The following is a 17,300-nucleotide window of genomic DNA, read 5'->3' on the forward strand; positions in this document are numbered from 1 at the left end:
TTGACTGACCCACCGCTATCGCTGGCAAGCCAGCTCCTACAGGTTTTGCGTTTAGCAGGGATTAGGGCGCAGCCGGCAGGAGAAACCGTGCAATTACCGGCAAGTGATCGGAGATGCGCAAGGTGTCGTCCTGTCGCACCGTCGCTTCGACCCGCTTGATCCGCGGACTGTAGAACAGGTAATCGACGGTCCGGTCCGGGCCGTTCAGCCCCGGGTCATTCGGGTAATGCGTCAACCAGCGCGCCCGATCGATGCCACTGGCTTCATTGTTGGTCGGGATCATCGGGTACTTGTCCCACAACAGGTGCAACGCACTGTCGGCGGAGTAGGGCGTGCGTTGTTCGGTGGGCAAGCGTCGATATTGCCCCAGCGGCAACAGGTTGAAGTCGCCGCCGATCAGCCACGGCGTGCCACGGCTTTCGTATTTGTCGAGGACTTTGGCCACCGCCGTCACTTGGGTCTGCAGCGTTTCATCAGGTTGGGTTGCGCGGTCCAGATGGGTGTTAAGCACCGCTATCTGACCGCCGTCACTCAAGGGCAGGTAAGTGACCAGCAACGCATTTTTCGGTTGGAACTGGCGGCTGATGAGGTTGGCCGGCGCGACCGGCAATTGCAGGCGTTCGGCGTGATCGATCTGGTAGCGGCTGAGGGTTGCCAGTTGTCGACCGACACTGCCAAAGATATGCGGTTGCGGCACGAAGTCGGCTTTCCAGTCGAAGGCATGAGCGCTGCACGGATAGAGGTCGGCGAGGCGTTCCTGGAGCAGTTTGAACTGGTTCTGGTATTCGCTGGCCTTGGCGCCGTCATCGAGTTCTTGCAACAACACGATGTCCGGTTGTTCGTCGCGAATGACCCGCGCCACTTCATCAAGGCTGAAGGCCATGTCTTCAGGCGTCGGTTTTTCATCGCTGCCGGCGGCCAGGTCATTCCAGAACACGTAGCGCTTGCCCGCCAGGTACTGAACGTTCCAGGTCATCACTTTCAAGGCCTGGCCGGGCACCAGTGTCGGTGCTTGAGCATTGCAGCTGACGGGCAGAACTTCCTTGGCGTCGGGGCGCCAGGTCAGGCTGTAGATCAGCAGGGTAATCAGGCCGATGGCAATCACCAGGCCCAGCAGGGTGTAGCGCAGTAGACGGGTCATGGCTCGGCTTATAGCGTTACAAAAGATGGCCCCGAGCATAACCGAGAGCGGGGCCGAAGCCCACGCTTAGAGCGGCCGGTCGTTTTTCTCGGGAGCATCGCTGATCAGCATGAACAAACGGAACAACACCACGCTGGTGAACAGTTGCAGGAAGCTGTGGGCGCTGTCGATCAGCAGGGAAATCACCGGGTTCTGCGGCTCCGGGTAAACCTCCAGGCTCAAGCCCTTGAGCAACCACAACGGCCCCATCACACACAGAATGCACACCAGAATGCGCAGGAAATGACCGCGGGTCAGGCGCAGGCTTTCTTTCATTGCCGCCAGTGGCGCCATGCCGCGCAGCACCAGCAGGTATTCGCCGAACGCCAGGGTCACCATCAGCCAGATGCCCGGCAGGAAATACAGCGACAGGCCGAGCAGGATCAGCAAGGTATTGAGCGCGGTCAGCAGGGCGAAGCGCGGCCACAGCCAGGCGGACCTTGTCAGCAGGTCACGGTTACGCGGTGATTCGCCACGGCTGCGCGCGTCGAGAAACAGGATCAGCGCGCCGGTGTACAGCGGATACACCAACAGGCCGACGATCACGCTGATACCGGGGAAGCTGCCCGGTTCGGTCGTGTGGTCGACCACTTGTTGCAGCAGCGCTTCGAGGATCACCAGCGGCAGGCACAGCTGCACGATCTGGCTCAGATTGCGCTTGAAGAAATACAAAGAGTCACGCAGTACATCGAACGGATTCATCAGTCGGTATCGCAGGTTGAAAGCAGTGGGCCACTTTAACCGATGCAGCGCGTCGCGGCGCAAACGTAAACGTTCGGTAAAGGTCATTGAAACAACTTGTTTCAGCCTCCATTAAGGTCGAGCGCCGTATCCTCCTTGGAGAAGGTCAACGATTTCCCCCGGCAATCTACGAGGTCGCCATGAACAGCGAAGAACAAACCCTGATCGATGGACTGTTTTCCCGGCTGCAACAGGCCGAAACGGACTCAGCCCCGCGTGACGCCCAGGCTGAGGCGCGGATCAAGGAGCATCTGACTCGCCAACCGGCGGCGGGCTACTTCATGACCCAGGCGATTCTGGTGCAGGAGGCCGCGATCAAGAGCCTCGACGCACAGAACCAGCAACTCACCCGGCAAGTCCAGCAATTGCAGGCCGAACTGCAATCGGCCAAAGCGCAGACGGCGGCTCCGGCGCCGAGCGGCGGTGGCTTCTTATCGAGTATTTTCGGCGGCAGTTCCCGGGAAGCGCCTGCTCAGAGTGCGCCGCCCTCCAACGGTGGCTGGCGTGAGCCGGGGCGGCCGTCGTTCAACGCGCAGCCGCCACAGCAGAATTTTGCTGCACCGCCACCGCAGCAGAACTACGCGCCGCAGCAGCAGGCGCCTGCGGCCGGCAGCAGCTTCCTCGGTGGTGCGCTGAAAACCGCCGCCGGTGTGGCGGGTGGCGTGATGCTGGCACAAGGCATTAGCAGCCTGTTCCACAGCAATCAGCAGCCTCAGGAAGTCGTCGAAGTCATTAAGGAAGAGCCGGCTCAGGTCAATGATCACAGCGGCGATAGCGGCTGGGGCGATGACCAGCGCGTGGCGGACAACGCCTCCAGTGATCAGGGCGGTTACGCCGACACGGATTACAGCGATGACAGTTCATCGTTCTTCGGCGGCGACGACGATTCCTTCGTCTGACACGCCATTCGTCCGGAGCGCTGCGGCGCTCCGGGCCGATTATTCGCGGAACAATCCTCCAGGCTGGCATACTGGGCAACTTTTCGGGCCCGGTGCCTGATCCTGCCTTGAGGAAAACCGGTGAAAAAAATTGCAGTGTTCGCCGACGTTCAAAACCTCTATTACACCGTGCGTCAGGCCTATGGTTGCCACTTCAACTACGCCGCGCTGTGGGCTGACATCAGCAAACAGGGCGAGATCGTCGAGGCCTACGCCTACGCGATCGATCGTGGTGACAGCAAGCAGCAGCAGTTCCAGCAGATCCTGCGCAACCTCGGTTTCACCGTGAAGCTCAAACCCTACATCCAGCGCAGCGACGGCTCGGCCAAGGGCGATTGGGACGTGGGCATCACCCTCGACATCATGGACGCCGCCGACCACGTCGACGAAGTGGTGCTGGCCTCCGGCGATGGCGATTTCGACATGCTGCTGGAGCGCATCATCGCCAAGCACGGCGTGCAAGCCGTGGCCTACGGCGTGCCTGGCCTGACAGCCAACTCGCTGATCCGCGCCGCCAGCCGCTACGTGCCGATCGAAGGCGCATTACTGCTCAAGAATTGATTTTTACGGAGTTGAAACAGGTTTGGAACGCATAGCAGTCATCGACTTTGAAACCACCGGGATCTCCCCGAGCAGCAGCTGCCGGGCCACGGAAATTGCCGTGGTGATCCTTGAACAGGGGCGCATCGTCGAGCGTTACCAGAGCCTGATGAACGCCGGCGTACGCGTCCCGGCCTTTATCGAACAACTCACCGGTATCAGCAACGCCATACTGCGCACCGCGCCTTCAGCCGAGCAGGTGATGAACGAAGTCAACGAATTCGTCGGCTGCACTCCGTTGCTCGCGCATAATGCCGCGTTCGACCAGAAGTTCTGGGACTTTGAACTGGGACGGATCAAACGCACGCGCTTGCAGAACTTTGCTTGCTCCCTGCTCCTCGCCCGCCGCCTGATGCCCGCTGCACCGAATCACAAACTCGGGACGCTCACCACCTTCGCCAGCCTGCCCAACACTGGCAAGGCTCACCGGGCGATGGCGGATGCCGAGATGGCCGCCAACCTGACGGCGCATCTGGCGCAGGAACTGCGGCAGAAGCACGGGTTGCGCGAGTTATCCCATGATCTGCTGGTGAGCTTGCAGAAAGTCCCGGCGGCGAAGATCAATGAGCACCTCAAGCGCCATCGCGGGTTCTAAGAACACCACAAACTCCCCTGTGGGAGCGGGCTTGCTCGCGAATGCGGTGGGTCATTCACCATTGATGTTGACTGACACTCCGCTTTCGCGAGCAAGCCCGCTCCCACAGGGGCGGTGTTCTATTAACCTTTGCCATTCCCTTCGATGTGCCCCAACGGCACCCGCTTCTCTATCGCGCTCGACAACACAATCGACGTCTTGCTGAACCCGAATTTGGCAATCCGGTTGATCAGCTCCTCCAGCTCCGGCATCGAGCCCACCGCCGCTTGCATGATCACGCAGGGATCGCCCGTCACCCGGTGGCATTCGGTCAGCTGTGGGATTTTGATCAGGTCGTCGTAGGCCTTTTGGTTGCCGTGCTGGTTCAGGCGCAGTTCGATGACGCACTGGATCGGCAGCCCGAGCTTGGCCATGTCGACTTTTGCCTGATAACCGGTAATCACTCCGCTGGCTTCGAGTTTGGCCACGCGCTCGGCCACGGCCGGGGCGGACAGGTTGACCTTGCGCGCGAGGTCGGCGTAGGACGCACGACCGTTTTCCAGCAGGGCGCTGAGGAGCATGCGGTCGTATTTGTCCATGGTCGGATTCCTGAAAAATGGCTGACTTTCGAAAGCACGGTTTATAGCGCTGATCTCCGTGCTTTGAAAAGTGTACCGGCGCTATAAACAGGTTTTGTAACTTATTTTCCGCCGTTGGCCTTTCTAGAATAGCTGTTCATTTGTCCTTGCCTGCGAGCTGCCCCCATGCCTGGCCTGCGCCGTTTTCCCTTGCCGTTGATCGCTGCCTTTTTCGCCTTGTACGTGATTTGGGGTTCGACTTACCTGGTGATTCGTATCGGCGTGGAATATTGGCCGCCCTTGCTGCTTGCCGGGGTTCGCTTCGTCATCGCCGGAACCTTGATGTACGCGTTCCTGCGCTGGCGCGGGGCGCCGGCGCCGACCTGGGCGCAGTGGAAAGCGGCGGGGATTATCGGGATTTTGCTGTTGGCGTGCGGTAACGGCGGGGTCAGTGTGGCGGAGCACATGGGCGTCGCGTCCGGCGTCGCCGCATTGGCGGTGGCGACGGTGCCGCTGTTTACCTTGCTCTGTGGATATTTCTGGGGCGCGCGTAATACCCGTCTCGAATGGGCGGGGATTGTGCTCGGGTTGATTGGCATTGCCATGCTCAACCTCGGTTCCAACCTGCAATCGAGCCCGCTGGGTGCCCTGTTGCTGATATTCGCCGCGGCTTCCTGGGCGTTTGGTTCGGTGTGGAGCAAGCACTTGCCGCTGCCCCAGGGCGCGATGGCCAGTGCCGTGGAAATGCTGGTGGGTGGCGTGGCGCTGCTGATCGGCAGTGCCGTGAGCGGTGAGCATCTGCAAGCCATGCCGCCGATCGAAGGATGGGCGGCACTGGCCTACCTGACCTTCTTCGGTTCGATCATCGCCTTCAACGCCTATATGTACCTGTTGAAAAACGTGCGTCCGGCGGCGGCCACCAGTTATGCCTACGTCAACCCGGCGGTGGCGGTGTTGCTGGGGATCGTGTTTGTCGGCGAGACCATCGGTATCGAAGAAGCGCTGGCCATGTTGGTGATCATCAGTGCCGTGGTGTTGATCGGTTTGCCGCAGTGGCGCCGGGCGCCGCAACGACCGGCTGCCGTGGTGCAGACAGAATCGAGCGTGAATTAGGGTAAACTGCGCGCCATTGCACACTTGCTTTGCACAATCGCGCTGAATTTTCCTACGGTAATCCCATGACTTTCGCCACCCTTGGCCTGATCGAACCCTTGCTGCGCTCTCTTGAGACGCTCGGCTACCAGACCCCGACGCCGGTTCAGGCGCAAGCCATTCCGGCGGTGCTGGCCGGTCGTGACCTGATGGCCGCCGCCCAGACCGGCACCGGCAAGACCGCCGGTTTCGCTGTGCCGCTGCTGCAATTGCTGGCCATGGAAGGGCCGAAAGTCACCGCCAACTCAGTACGCGCGCTGATCCTGGTGCCGACCCGCGAATTGGCCGAACAGGTTCACGAAGCCGTGCGTCAGTACGCCGAGAACCTGCCGTTGAGCACGTACGCGGTGTACGGCGGCGTCAGCATCAACCCGCAAATGATGAAGCTGCGCAAAGGCGTCGACCTGTTGGTGGCGACGCCGGGCCGCTTGCTCGACCTGTTCCGTCAGAACGCGCTGAAGTTCAACCAGCTGCAAACCCTGGTGCTGGACGAAGCGGATCGCATGCTCGACCTGGGCTTTTCCGAGGAGCTGGGGAACATTTACCGGGTGCTGCCGAAGAAACGTCAGACACTGCTGTTCTCCGCGACCTTCTCCGATGCGATTCGCCTGCTGGCCGGGCAAATGCTCAACGATCCGCTGAGCATCGAAGTCAGCCCGCGCAACGTTGCGGCCAACACCGTTAAACAGTGGGTGGTGACGGTGGACAAGAAGCGCAAGCCGGAACTGTTCATCCACTTGTTGCGCAAGGGCAAGTGGAAGCAGGTGCTGGTGTTCGCCAAGACCCGCAATGGCGTGGACGCGCTGGTGGAAAAACTCCAGGGCCTGGGCATCAACGCCGACGGCATCCATGGTGACAAACCGCAAGCCACCCGCCAGCGCGCGCTGGACCGGTTCAAGGCCAGCGAAGTGCAGATTCTCGTGGCCACCGACGTCGCGGCCCGAGGCCTGGACATCGAAGATCTGCCGTTGGTGGTCAACTTCGACTTGCCGATCGTGGCCGAGGACTACATTCACCGCATCGGTCGTACCGGCCGTGCGGGTGCCACCGGGCAGGCCATTTCGCTGGTTTGTGCCGATGAAGTGAATTTGCTGTCAGCCATTGAGACGTTGACGCGTCAGACGTTGCCTCGGCAGATGGAGCATGACTTTGAACCTGAGCACCGCGTGCCGGATACCGATGCCAGCGGTCAGGTGGTGAAGAAACCGAAAAAGCCGAAGAAGCCGAAAACGTCCGGTGGCGGTAAACGCAATTTGGGTAAATGGGTCGAGAGTGGGGATGCTTCGGCGCCGGAGCCTTCGATCAAGCCAGTGCGAAAGGTGCCGGTGTTCAATACTGGGCCGCGTAAGAAGAAGCCTTGATCAGCTGCGGCGTCTGTTAAGACGCCTTCGTCGGAACGCCGCCCGGAGCAAGCCCGCTCCCACAATTTGACCGCATTCTGTCTGGAATAACTCGGTCTAAATGTGGGAGCGGGCTTGCTCGCGAAGGGCGCGCCTCGGTCTCAAGACTTGTGCTTGAGCCACTCCACCATCCCCAACCCCGCCGCTCGCCCACTGGCGAAACACGCGGTCAGCAAATAGCCCCCCGTCGGCGCTTCCCAATCCAGCATTTCCCCCGCGCAAAACACGCCTGGCAGTTGCTTGAGCATCAAGCGTTCATCCATTGACTCGAACATCACGCCACCGGCGCTGCTGATGGCCTCATCCAGTGGGCGGGTTTTCACCAGCGTCAGTGGCAACGCTTTGATCGCTTTGGCCAGTAATGCCGGATCGGCGAAGCATTGCGCCGCAGTCAGTTCGCGCAGCAACGCCGCTTTCACGCCATCAATCCCGAGCTGGCTGTGCAGGTGTTTGGACATGGAACGAGACCCGCGTGGTTTGCTCAGTGCCGCCTGTACTTTATCCACAGGTCGGCCCGGCAACAGGTCGAGGTGAATGGTCGCCGAGCCATGCTGATTGATGGCTTCGCGGATTGGAGCCGACAGGGCGTAGATCAAGCTGCCTTCAATGCCGGTGGCCGTAATCACACATTCCCCGAGTCGCGGAATATCGTCATTGAGACCGATGGCGATGTTTTTCAACGGCGCACCAGCGAATTTGCTGACCATCAATTCGCTCCAGGCCTGCACCTCGAAGCCGCAATTGCTCGGCTGCAAAGGCATAAGTCCTACGCCGCGTTGCTCCAGTGGCGACATCCACGCGCCGTCGGAACCGAGACGTGACCAACTGCCGCCGCCGAGGGCCAGCAAGGTGGCGTCGGGGTGAATGGTTTGTTCACCGTCGGGACTTGCGATGAGCAATCCACCGTTGTCGTCCCAGCCAAGCCAGCGGTGGCGGGTGTGGATAACTACACCGGCATCTCGCAAGCGTTTGAGCCAGGCGCGCAACAACGGCGCGGCTTTCATGTCGGTCGGAAACACTCGACCGGAGCTGCCGACAAAGGTTTCGATGCCCAGGTCATGAATCCACTGGCACAGCGCCTCGGCGCCAAAGGCACGCAGCAGTGGTGCAATCTGCGGTGCACGCTCGGCGTAGCGTGAGAGAAAGGCCGGGTAGGCTTCGGAATGGGTAATGTTCATGCCGCCGACACCCGCGAGGAGAAATTTCCTGCCTACCGAAGGCATACCGTCGTACAGGTCGACCTTGATTCCGGCCAGGCTCAACACTTCGGCGGCTATCAGGCCGGCGGGGCCGCCGCCGATGATGGCGACGTGAGGGGGGAGGGAAGTGTTGGGCTGGGTCATGGGAAGCGCTGCGGTATGACGGAATAAGCCGGGCATTCTACCAGCCCAAATCCCTGTGGGAGCGAGCTTGCTCGCGATAGCGGTGGGGCAGACGAAATCGATGTGATTGTTAAATCGCTATCGCGGGCAAGCCCGCTCCTACAGGGATCGTCGGTGTTTACAAGAACTGATCAAAAAACAATCACCCCGTTGCAGGCTATATGCAACATGGCCTGCAGGCCCTTTCACTCAGGTTATCCACAGGCAGTTCCACAGGCATTGTGGGTAAAGACGCACACCTCAATGACAGCCTGATGACGTCCACACCCGTTGCGCGCTGTGATGGAGGATTCCATGCCGCCGCGCCAATGCCTTGCGGTCCTTGCTATACCCGCCACCAATCACCCCGACCACCGGAATGTCACGGCCCAGACAGTGGCGCATGACGCTTTCATCCCGCGCAGCCACGCCTTCGTCTGTCAGCTTCAGGTAACCGAGCGCGTCATCCTTATGCACATCGACCCCGGCGTCGTACAACACCAGATCCGGTTGATAGAGCGGCAGCAAATAATTCAGCGCGTCGTCCACCACCTTCAGGTAGTCGGCATCGCCCATGTCTTTGGGCAGCGGGATGTCCCAGTCACTTTCGGCTTTGCGTGCAGGAAAGTTCTTCTCGCAGTGCAGGGACACGGTCACCGCGTCCGGGGTGTTGTGCAGGATGCGTGCAGTCCCGTCGCCCTGATGCACGTCGCAATCGAAGATCAGCACCCGATTCACACGACCGCTTTCCAGCAGGTAATGGCTGATCACCGCTAGGTCGTTGAAGATGCAGAACCCCGCCGGGTAGTCGTAATGCGCGTGATGCGTGCCCCCAGCCAGGTGACAGGCCAGTCCATGTTCCAGCGCCTGTTCCGCCGCCAGCAACGACCCGCCGACCGCCCGCACCGTGCGCCGGGCCAGCGCTTCACTCCACGGCAGACCGAGGCGCCGCTGGTCTTCGCGGGACAACTCACCACTCATGTAGCGTTCGATATAGGCAGCGTCATGCGCGAGGGCGAGAATCTGCGGTGGACAGAGTTGCGGGCGCAGCAGGTCGGCGTCCCGGGTCAGGCCGCTGTCCACCAGGTGATCGCGCAGCAGGCGAAACTTGTCCATGGGGAAGCGATGGTCGGCCGGAAACTCGGGGCTGTAGTCTTCGTGGTAGATCAGCGGCAGCGGCATGGCGGGCTTTTATTGAGTACGGCGTGTAGGGATGAGTGAACGATCCTACCAGCGTTGTAGACTTGCGGCATCGAAACGGAGGGGCACGATGGAGCCGATACTGGAACTCGAGAGCGCGCGGCTGCTGCTGCGGCAGTGGTGTGATGAGGATTTGCCGGCGTTTGCGGCGATGTGCGCCGACCCACAGGTGATGCGCTATTTTCCGGCACCCTTGAGCCGACTGGACAGTGCTTCGCTGATCGGACGTATTCGTGGGCATTTCGCCGAGCATGGTTTCGGTCTCTGGGCGCTGGAGCGTAAGGACACCGGCGCATTTATCGGTTTTACCGGGCTCGGTGTGGTTGGTTTCGACGCGCCCTTCACCCCGGCCATCGAGATTGGCTGGCGCCTGGCCCGCGAGCACTGGGGCCTGGGTTATGCCAGTGAAGCGGCGTGGACCGCTCTGCGCTGCGGGTTTGACCGCTTGGCGCTGAAAGAGGTCGTGTCCTTCACCAGCCAAACCAATACGCCTTCGGAAAAAGTCATGCAGGCCATCGGCATGCACCATGATTCAACCGATGACTTCGAGCACCCGAAGCTCGCGGCCGATCATCCTCTGCGTCACCATGTGCTGTACCGCATTACCCGTGAACAATGGCTGCAAACCTTGCATGGATAAGCCGGCCCGGACGTTTACAATGGCGCCAATGATGGCCCCGGCCAGAACCTGAATCGACCGCCGCAGCCAAGACTGCGCGGCATAGCGTTGTGTGAGGAGAGTCTGAATGAGCCAAGTGTTGGATGATCTGGTCGACTTGCTGACCCTGGAACCAATCGAAGAAAACCTGTTCCGTGGCCGCAGTCAGGACCTGGGTTTTCGTCAGTTGTTCGGCGGTCAGGTGATCGGTCAGTCCCTGTCGGCGGCCAGTCAGACGGTCGAAGCCGCGCGCCATGTGCATTCGATGCACGGTTACTTCCTGCGTCCGGGCGATTCCGCGTTGCCCGTGGTGTATCAGGTTGACCGCGTGCGCGATGGCGGCAGTTTCAGCACGCGGCGGGTGACGGCGATCCAGAAGGGCAACCCGATCTTCACTTGCAGCGCCTCGTTCCAGTACGACGAAAAAGGCTTCGAGCACCAGGCCGAGATGCCGGTGGTGGTCGGCCCGGAAAACCTGCCCTCGGAGCTGGAACTGACCCAGCAGCGTGCGCACCTGATTCCCGAGCACATGCGCGAAAAATTGCTGTGCCCGAAACCGATCGAATTCCGCCCGGTTACCGAGAAAGACCCCTACAACCCGCAACCGTCCGATCCGATCAAGTACGTCTGGTTTCGTGCAGACGGTGCCTTGGCCGATACGCCGGCGCTGCACAAATACCTGCTGGCCTACGCCTCGGATTTCGGTTTGCTGACCACGTCGATGCAGCCGCACGGCAAGTCGGTCTGGCAGAAAGACATGCAGGTTGCCAGCCTTGATCATTCACTGTGGTTCCACGCCGACCTGCGTGCCGATGACTGGTTGCTCTACGCAATGGACAGCCCTTGGGCAGGTAATTCCCGCGGTTTCTCTCGCGGCAGCGTGTTCAACCGTGCCGGGCAACTGGTGGCCTCGGTCACTCAGGAAGGCCTGATTCGTCACCGCAAGGATTGGGCATGAGCCTGGCCGAGGTGCGGCACTGGGTGTTCGACATGGACGGCACCCTGACGGTGGCCGTGCATGATTTCGCGGCGATTCGCGTGGCCTTGGCGATCCCTGCCGAAGACGACATTCTGACCCACCTCGCGGCGTTGCCGGCCGCTGAAGCTGCAGCCAAACACGCGTGGTTGCTGGAACATGAACGGGATCTGGCGCTGGGTTCGAAACCGGCACCGGGTGCCGTCGAGTTGGTGCGTGAGTTGGCAGGGCGCGGTTATCGTCTGGGCATTCTCACGCGCAATGCGCGGGAATTGGCGCATGTCACCCTGGAGGCCATTGGCCTGGCGGACTGCTTCGCGGTCGAAGATGTTCTGGGACGTGATGAAGCGCCGCCGAAACCGCATCCCGGCGGTTTGCTCAAACTGGCCGAGGCCTGGCACGTGCCGGCGAGCGAGATGGTGATGGTCGGTGATTACCGCTTCGATCTGGATTGCGGCCGGGCGGCGGGGGCTCGTACGGTGTTGGTGAATCTGCCGGATAACCCGTGGCCGGAACTGACTGATTGGCATGCGGTGGATTGTGTGGTGTTGCGGGAAATGTTGTTGGCTTGAGCGCCTCATCGCCGGCTTGCCGGCGAAGACGTCAGATCAAACACTCCTACGCTCACTGCCCAAACAAAACCTTCTGCCCCTGCGGCGACGTAAACATCCCATCCCCGTTATGCCCGACCCCTGGCACTTCGATCAATTGCTGATTCAATCCTTGCGGGTGACTGCGCTTCAAGAAATCAAAATAATTGAGTCCGCGAACCAATCGATTAGCGCCTTGGGCTTTCGCCTCACAGCCTTTATCAAGCGCCGGATGATTAGGGTCGATGTCCTGCTGCCCCAGCAGATAAACGATGTCGCGCTGGAGGTAATTTTCCTCCAACTGGGCAGGCGTTTGTCCTTCGGCGTAAGCCGGTAAATCTGTCAGCCCATACTTCCAACGATTGAACTCCGGGCAACCGGCGTGACTGAACGCCACCGGCCGCCGTTCATCGAAGTATGCGTAAGAAGACGGGTTGGCGATGACATAGCGCACGTGCACGCCCGCAGCCTTGAGCTCCGGTTGATCGTGACTCAACAACGCATAACGCTGAACCACCTGAGCGCCACCGGAGTGCCCGGCAATCACGACTTCTTTCAGGTCCGGGAACTGCTGACGATCAGCGAAGCGGGCGATGATTTGATCGAGGGCGCCATAGGAACTCAGGGCAAACGGAGCGGAGGATAAACCGCCGGCCATCCAGTCATTGCCCTGCCAGCGCAACACGGTGTCGGCCACTGGCTGGAGTGCCACGTCGGTCTCATTGAGAAATTGCGGTGCAATCACCAGCGTATTCGCGCTTTGCCCGGCCAGTTCCGCCGCACGCTCGGCGCTCTGGCGATACGTTTCGGCGTTGCGCAACCGTCCATGGATGATGATCAGCACGCGTTCGATTTTCGCCGGCGCCGGGCCAATGCCCACCGCCATCTCACCTTCTTTCAACAACAGCCGTCCGGGGCTGATCTCCTTGACCCCCTGCTCGGCAGCCAGGGTACTTGCGCAGGTGAACAACAGAGCCAGCAGCCACTTATTCATTTACAGATTTTTCGCCGCAAAGGTATCGCACTGGCCCACCTGGCCTTGTGCAAATCCGGTTTTGAACCAGCGCACCCTTTGCGCTGACGTGCCATGGGTAAACGAGTCCGGCACCACGCGACCCTGACCTTGCTGTTGCAAGCGGTCGTCGCCGATGGCGTTGGCGGCATTCAAGGCTTCTTCGATATCGCCCGGTTCCAGCCAGTTCAGGCGCTGCTGCGCGTTGTTGGCCCAGACACCGGCCAGGCAATCCGCTTGCAGTTCCTGGCGCACCAGCAAACCACCGTCGCCTTCCATTTGCCGGCCTTGTTGACGGGCGGTCTGAATTTTCGCCGAGACACCGAGCAAGGTCTGAACGTGATGTCCGACTTCGTGAGCGATCACGTAGGCCTGAGCGAAATCACCCGCAGCGGAAAAGCGTTGCGACATTTCCTGGAAGAAGCTCATGTCCAGGTAAACCTTCTGGTCTGCCGGGCAATAGAACGGCCCGGTCGCCGACGTCGCGAGGCCGCACGCCGAGTTCACCCGGTTGCTGAACAGCACCAGCGTCGGATTTTTATACTGCCGGCCGGCCTGCTGGAAAATCTGGCCCCAGGTGTCTTCGGTGTCACCGAGGATCGAACGTACAAATTCGGCCCCTTCGTCATTGGCCGGCGGTGCCTTGCGGGTTTGCGTCGAGGCCGGTGCCGATTGCTCGGTCATTTGCCCGGTCAGTTGGCCGAGGATCTGCAACGGGTCCTGGCCGGTCATCCAGCCGATGCCGACAATCAGAATGATCGCGGTCAGGCTCAGGCCCTTGCCGCCACCAAAGCGCATCCCGCCGCCACCGCCGACATCATCACCACGGGCGTCGACCACGTTGTCGCTGCGCCGGCCTTTTTTCCATAGCATGTGGGATTCCTCTGATTGTCCGTGGGGATGAGTGTTGCTGGTGAGTGAGAGCAGCGCCAGTCCGGTCGTCCGGCTTTTTTTGCTGGTTGTTCGGGAGTCTTGCAGGCTGTAGGAACATGGATACCCCATCGAATTCCCTCAGGGGACGGGTTTTTATCAAACAGTCGAATGTCTGCGTCTGTCGAACCTCGGGTTCCAGATTTCGCTTTACGCGGTTCGTCTTCTAGAATCAGGGCAAATCGAATTCGGAACCTCCCATGGCCGGCAGTCAGATCGAACGCGTCTTCAACGTGCTTGAAAGCCTCACCCGTGATCCCCGCGGTTTGCCTATGCAGATGCTCGCGGAGCAACTGGACATCCCTAAAAGCGCAACCCACCGTTTGCTCGCGGAGCTGATTCGGCTGGGTTATGTGCGGCAGAATCCGGAGAATCAGCGCTACCACTTGTCAACCAAACTGGTAGCGATGGGTTTTCAATACCTGGCGGGTAGCGGCGTCGATATCGTACAGCCGGTGCTTGATCGTCTGGCCAATGAGACGGGTGAACTGGTGCGCCTGGGTGTTATCGAAGGTGAGCGGCAGATCTGGATCGCCAAATCCCAGGGGGCCCGTTCGGGTTTGCGCTACGACCCGGACATGGGGCGCGACGCCCCCTTGTTTTATACGGCGTCTGGCCATGCATGGCTGGCGTGCATGAGCGATGCCGAAGCGTTGTCGCTGGTGGAGCGGCAGGGGGGCGACCGGCCGAAAGATCTGGGGCCGAACGCGCCGCGCTCCAACATCGAATTACTGGAACGGCTGCGTTTGGCGCGTGAGCAAGGCTACGCCTGGGTCGAGGAGAGTTCGGCGGTGGGCACTTCGGCGATTGCGGCGGTCGTTCGGCATCCCAACGATGGGCGGGTGATCGGTGTATTGAGCATCGCCGGCCCAAGCGCGCGGATGCCTGGCGCTCGCCTTCATGAATTGGCGCCGCTGCTGTTGAAATTTACCGAGGAGTTGTCTGCCGCAAGCCTGGCGTCTGAATTCTTCAATTAATTTGGATGCACCCATTATTCGTTGGAGGAGCGAGCTTGCTCCTACAGTAAAGGGTGTTTTCCGGAAAATTGTGCGCTGTTCGCCCACTTTCAGGGTGTGGCTATGTAAGAATTTGGAACTCGGTTCTAAATTATTGGAATTCGCAACGCGCAAGGGAAACCTATGACCGTCAGCACCCCGCTCTCCGGCGTAAACCAACCCTTCAAAGGGATTTTGCTGATCGTTTTGGCGACCTTTCTGTTTTCCAGTCACGACGCCTTGTCGAAGTATCTCTCGGGGTTTTATCCAATCGTGATGGTGGTGTGGGCCCGCTATGTGGTTCACACCTTGCTGATGGCCGGGATTTTTCTGCCGCAATCCGGGCTGCGAGTCCTACGCACCAAGCGGCCGTTGATGCAGCTGCTGAGGGCATTGTGTCTGTTGGGCACCAGTCTGTTTTTCACCACCGGTTTGCAGTACATCCCGTTGGCCGAAGCCACGGCGGTCAACTTTCTGGCACCGGTTCTGGTGACCGCGCTGTCGGTGCCACTGCTGGGTGAACGTGTCACCCGCGGTCAATGGATCGCGGTGATTTGCGGATTTATCGGCGTAGTGATCATCGTCCACCCCGGCGGCGATCTGTTCACGCCAGCGGTGTTGCTACCGCTCTGTTCAGCACTGTTTTTCTGCTTCTATCAATTGCTCACCCGCAAGCTCAGCAGCATCGACAGCCCGACCACCAGCAACTTCTTCGCCGGGTTGTGCAACACCCTGGTGATGAGCGCCCTGGTGCCATTCTTCTGGCAAGTACCGAGCCTTGGGCACGGATTGATGATGGTCGCGTTGGGCGCGTGCGGAATGACGGCGCACTTGTTTCTGACTCAGGCATTCCGCTACGCCGCCCCGGCGCTGTTGGCGCCGTTCGGCTATTGCCAGATTGTCTTCGCTGGTTTGTTGGGCTGGTTGCTGTTTTCCCACACGCCGACCCTGACCACAGTGGTCGGGATCGCGGTGATTTGCTGCAGCGGTTTGGCGGCGGCGTGGCAGCAGAGTCGTAAGTAGAAAGTCATAAAAAACTGTGGGAGCGAGCTTGCTCGCGATGGCGATAGTTCAGTCAACGTTAATGTTGAATGACATTCCGCTATCGCGAGCAAGCTCGCTCCCACAGGGGGTATTGCGTCAGACTTTTACTCGGTGACGGTCGGAATCTTGCGTGGCGCCATGAAGTACATCCAGGTCAGCGCGATGAAGTACATCGCCGGAATCATGGTGAACAGTACGGTGTAGTTGTTGTTGGTGACGGTCAGAATGTGGCCGACCAACTGGGTCATGAACATCCCGCCGATCGCGGCGCACATGCCGCCGAAGCCGAACACTGTACTCATCATGTGTTTAGGCGTGTAGTCCATGACCAGGCTCCAGATGTTCGCGGTCCAGGCCTGGTGTGCACCGATGGCCAGGGAGATCGCAAACACTGCCACCCACAGGCTGCTCGAACCGGCGGCCATGATCACCCCGACGATGCAGCAGGCGAACAGGAACATCGACATCAGCCGCGCCTTGATCGGGTTCATGCCGCGGCCGATCAGGAACGAGGACAGGATGCCGCCACCGACGCTGCCGAAGTCGGCCGTGAGGTAGATGATGATCAGCGGGATACCCATCTGGGTCACGTTGATCCCCAGGTTGTATTGCTGATTGAGGAAGGGTGGCAGCCAGTACAGGTAGAACCAGAACACCGGCGCCGTCATCGAGTAGGCGAGGGCGAACGCCCAGGTGCCGCGCATGCGCAGGATCTTCGAGAACGGTACGCGGGATTGTTCCGGTTCGACGTCCTTCTGGATGTAGTCCAGTTCCGATTGTTTGACGCTTGGGTGTTCCTCCGGGTTGAAGTACTTCAAACCCCAGAACAGCAACCAGATCCCGCCCAGTGATGCCATGCACAGGAACGCAGCCTGCCAGCCCCACACGTGCAGGATCAGCGGCAGCAACATCGGCGTGAACATCGCACCGACGTTGGTGCCGGCGTTGAAGATGCCGGTGGCCACGGCGCGTTCACCGGCCGGGAACCACAATCGCGTGGTCTTCACGCAGGCCGGGTAGTTGGCGGCTTCGGTCAGCCCGAGGATAAAGCGGCAGACCATGAAGCCGACCGCCGAGGTGGCGAGACCATGGGCGCCGGTCGCCAGGCTCCAGAGCAGCACCGCGCAGAAGAACACGCGTTTCACGCCGACCCGGTCGATCAGTCGGCCTTGCAGCACGAAACCAATGGCGTAACCGACCTGGAACCAGAAGTTGATGTTGGCGTAGTCCATCGCCGTCCAGCTCATTTCCTTGGCCAGGATCGGCTGCATCACGCCCAGTGCGGCGCGGTCGACGTAGTTCAGGGTGGTGGCGAAAAACACCAGCGCCAGCATGCCCCAGCGGGTTTTGCCGACAGCCATGGCGCCACGG

At 60.3% G+C, this 17,300-nt stretch carries 18 protein-coding genes and 1 pseudogene; 10 read left to right on the top strand and 9 right to left on the bottom strand.

Annotated elements, in window-relative coordinates; genetic code table 11:
• Window positions 1-61: 61 nt before the first annotated feature.
• Together ACI77H_RS24260 and ACI77H_RS24265 are read right to left on the bottom strand one after the other, a co-directional pair.
• Window positions 62-1,141, bottom strand: a complete 1,080-nt coding sequence (locus ACI77H_RS24260; RefSeq protein WP_407014178.1) for an endonuclease/exonuclease/phosphatase family protein — start codon at window positions 1,139-1,141, stop codon at window positions 62-64.
• A 66-nt stretch (window positions 1,142-1,207) separates the two neighbouring features.
• Window positions 1,208-1,882, bottom strand: coding sequence for a YciC family protein (locus ACI77H_RS24265; RefSeq protein ID WP_407014305.1), 675 nt, complete (start codon window positions 1,880-1,882; stop codon window positions 1,208-1,210).
• Window positions 1,883-2,061: 179 nt separating this feature from the next.
• Here ACI77H_RS24265 and ACI77H_RS24270 point away from each other — a divergent pair, with 179 nt between their 5' ends.
• The 3 genes from ACI77H_RS24270 to ACI77H_RS24280 all read left to right on the top strand — a co-directional run bounded on the left by ACI77H_RS24270 (window position 2,062) and on the right by ACI77H_RS24280 (window position 4,054).
• Window positions 2,062-2,820 carry a DUF2076 domain-containing protein gene (locus ACI77H_RS24270; protein ID WP_407014179.1) on the top strand — a complete coding sequence of 253 codons (759 nt, stop codon included), beginning with the start codon at window positions 2,062-2,064 and terminating at the stop codon, window positions 2,818-2,820.
• Window positions 2,821-2,940: 120 nt separating this feature from the next.
• Complete coding sequence (locus tag ACI77H_RS24275; RefSeq protein ID WP_064675757.1) at window positions 2,941-3,420, top strand: NYN domain-containing protein; 480 nt, start codon at window positions 2,941-2,943, stop codon at window positions 3,418-3,420.
• Between the two features lie 22 nt (window positions 3,421-3,442).
• Complete coding sequence (locus ACI77H_RS24280; RefSeq protein ID WP_407014180.1) at window positions 3,443-4,054, top strand: PolC-type DNA polymerase III; 612 nt, start codon at window positions 3,443-3,445, stop codon at window positions 4,052-4,054.
• A gap of 11 nt (window positions 4,055-4,065) precedes the next feature.
• Here ACI77H_RS24280 and ACI77H_RS24285 read toward each other — a convergent pair.
• A pseudogene (locus ACI77H_RS24285) lies at window positions 4,066-4,161 on the bottom strand (metal ABC transporter ATP-binding protein); the annotation flags it as partial.
• A 15-nt stretch (window positions 4,162-4,176) separates the two neighbouring features.
• A complete protein-coding gene (locus ACI77H_RS24290) occupies window positions 4,177-4,632 on the bottom strand; it encodes an Lrp/AsnC family transcriptional regulator (RefSeq protein WP_407014181.1) in 456 nt (151 codons plus the stop codon).
• A 165-nt stretch (window positions 4,633-4,797) separates the two neighbouring features.
• On the opposite strand from ACI77H_RS24290, the gene yedA reads away from it, so the two are divergent.
• Entirely contained in the window at window positions 4,798-5,724 is a 927-nt protein-coding gene (gene yedA, locus ACI77H_RS24295; protein WP_407014182.1) for a drug/metabolite exporter YedA, read from the top strand.
• 65 nt (window positions 5,725-5,789) lie between these two features.
• Window positions 5,790-7,124 (top strand): DEAD/DEAH box helicase, encoded by a 1,335-nt coding sequence (locus tag ACI77H_RS24300; RefSeq protein WP_407014183.1) that lies wholly within the window; start codon window positions 5,790-5,792, stop codon window positions 7,122-7,124.
• A gap of 140 nt (window positions 7,125-7,264) precedes the next feature.
• Here ACI77H_RS24300 and ACI77H_RS24305 read toward each other — a convergent pair whose 3' ends face one another.
• Complete coding sequence (locus tag ACI77H_RS24305; protein ID WP_407014184.1) at window positions 7,265-8,506, bottom strand: TIGR03862 family flavoprotein; 1,242 nt, start codon at window positions 8,504-8,506, stop codon at window positions 7,265-7,267.
• Window positions 8,507-8,785: 279 nt separating this feature from the next.
• Entirely contained in the window at window positions 8,786-9,706 is a 921-nt protein-coding gene (locus tag ACI77H_RS24310) for a histone deacetylase (RefSeq protein WP_407014185.1), read from the bottom strand.
• 88 nt (window positions 9,707-9,794) lie between these two features.
• Here ACI77H_RS24310 and ACI77H_RS24315 point away from each other — a divergent pair, with 88 nt between their 5' ends.
• The 3 genes from ACI77H_RS24315 (at window position 9,795) to ACI77H_RS24325 (ending at window position 11,930) form a co-directional block, all read left to right on the top strand.
• Complete coding sequence (locus tag ACI77H_RS24315; RefSeq protein WP_407014186.1) at window positions 9,795-10,364, top strand: GNAT family N-acetyltransferase; 570 nt, start codon at window positions 9,795-9,797, stop codon at window positions 10,362-10,364.
• 106 nt (window positions 10,365-10,470) lie between these two features.
• On the top strand, window positions 10,471-11,340 hold the full coding sequence (tesB, locus tag ACI77H_RS24320; RefSeq protein ID WP_407014187.1) for an acyl-CoA thioesterase II: 870 nt from the start codon (window positions 10,471-10,473) through the stop codon (window positions 11,338-11,340).
• Window positions 11,337-11,930, top strand: a complete 594-nt coding sequence (locus ACI77H_RS24325) for an HAD family hydrolase (RefSeq protein WP_407014188.1) — start codon at window positions 11,337-11,339, stop codon at window positions 11,928-11,930. Before tesB ends, ACI77H_RS24325 begins: the two co-directional genes overlap by 4 nt.
• A 52-nt stretch (window positions 11,931-11,982) precedes the next feature.
• Here the strand turns inward: ACI77H_RS24325 and ACI77H_RS24330 are convergent, their stop codons facing one another.
• Window positions 11,983-12,942 carry an alpha/beta hydrolase gene (locus ACI77H_RS24330; protein WP_407014189.1) on the bottom strand — a complete coding sequence of 320 codons (960 nt, stop codon included), beginning with the start codon at window positions 12,940-12,942 and terminating at the stop codon, window positions 11,983-11,985.
• Entirely contained in the window at window positions 12,943-13,833 is an 891-nt protein-coding gene (locus ACI77H_RS24335; RefSeq protein WP_407014190.1) for a neutral zinc metallopeptidase, read from the bottom strand. It abuts the gene before it with no gap.
• A 257-nt stretch (window positions 13,834-14,090) separates the two neighbouring features.
• Between ACI77H_RS24335 and ACI77H_RS24340 the strand changes: the two genes are divergently transcribed.
• Both ACI77H_RS24340 and ACI77H_RS24345 read left to right on the top strand, forming a co-directional pair.
• Window positions 14,091-14,867 (top strand): IclR family transcriptional regulator, encoded by a 777-nt coding sequence (locus ACI77H_RS24340; protein ID WP_407014191.1) that lies wholly within the window; start codon window positions 14,091-14,093, stop codon window positions 14,865-14,867.
• Window positions 14,868-15,029: 162 nt separating this feature from the next.
• Entirely contained in the window at window positions 15,030-15,908 is an 879-nt protein-coding gene (locus ACI77H_RS24345; RefSeq protein WP_407014192.1) for a DMT family transporter, read from the top strand.
• Between the two features lie 125 nt (window positions 15,909-16,033).
• Here the strand turns inward: ACI77H_RS24345 and ACI77H_RS24350 are convergent, their stop codons facing one another.
• Complete coding sequence (locus ACI77H_RS24350; protein ID WP_407014306.1) at window positions 16,034-17,290, bottom strand: MFS transporter; 1,257 nt, start codon at window positions 17,288-17,290, stop codon at window positions 16,034-16,036.
• Window positions 17,291-17,300 lie beyond the last annotated feature (10 nt).

Source organism: Pseudomonas sp. O230, assembly GCF_045447035.1.
Taxonomy (GTDB): Bacteria; Pseudomonadota; Gammaproteobacteria; order Pseudomonadales; family Pseudomonadaceae; genus Aquipseudomonas.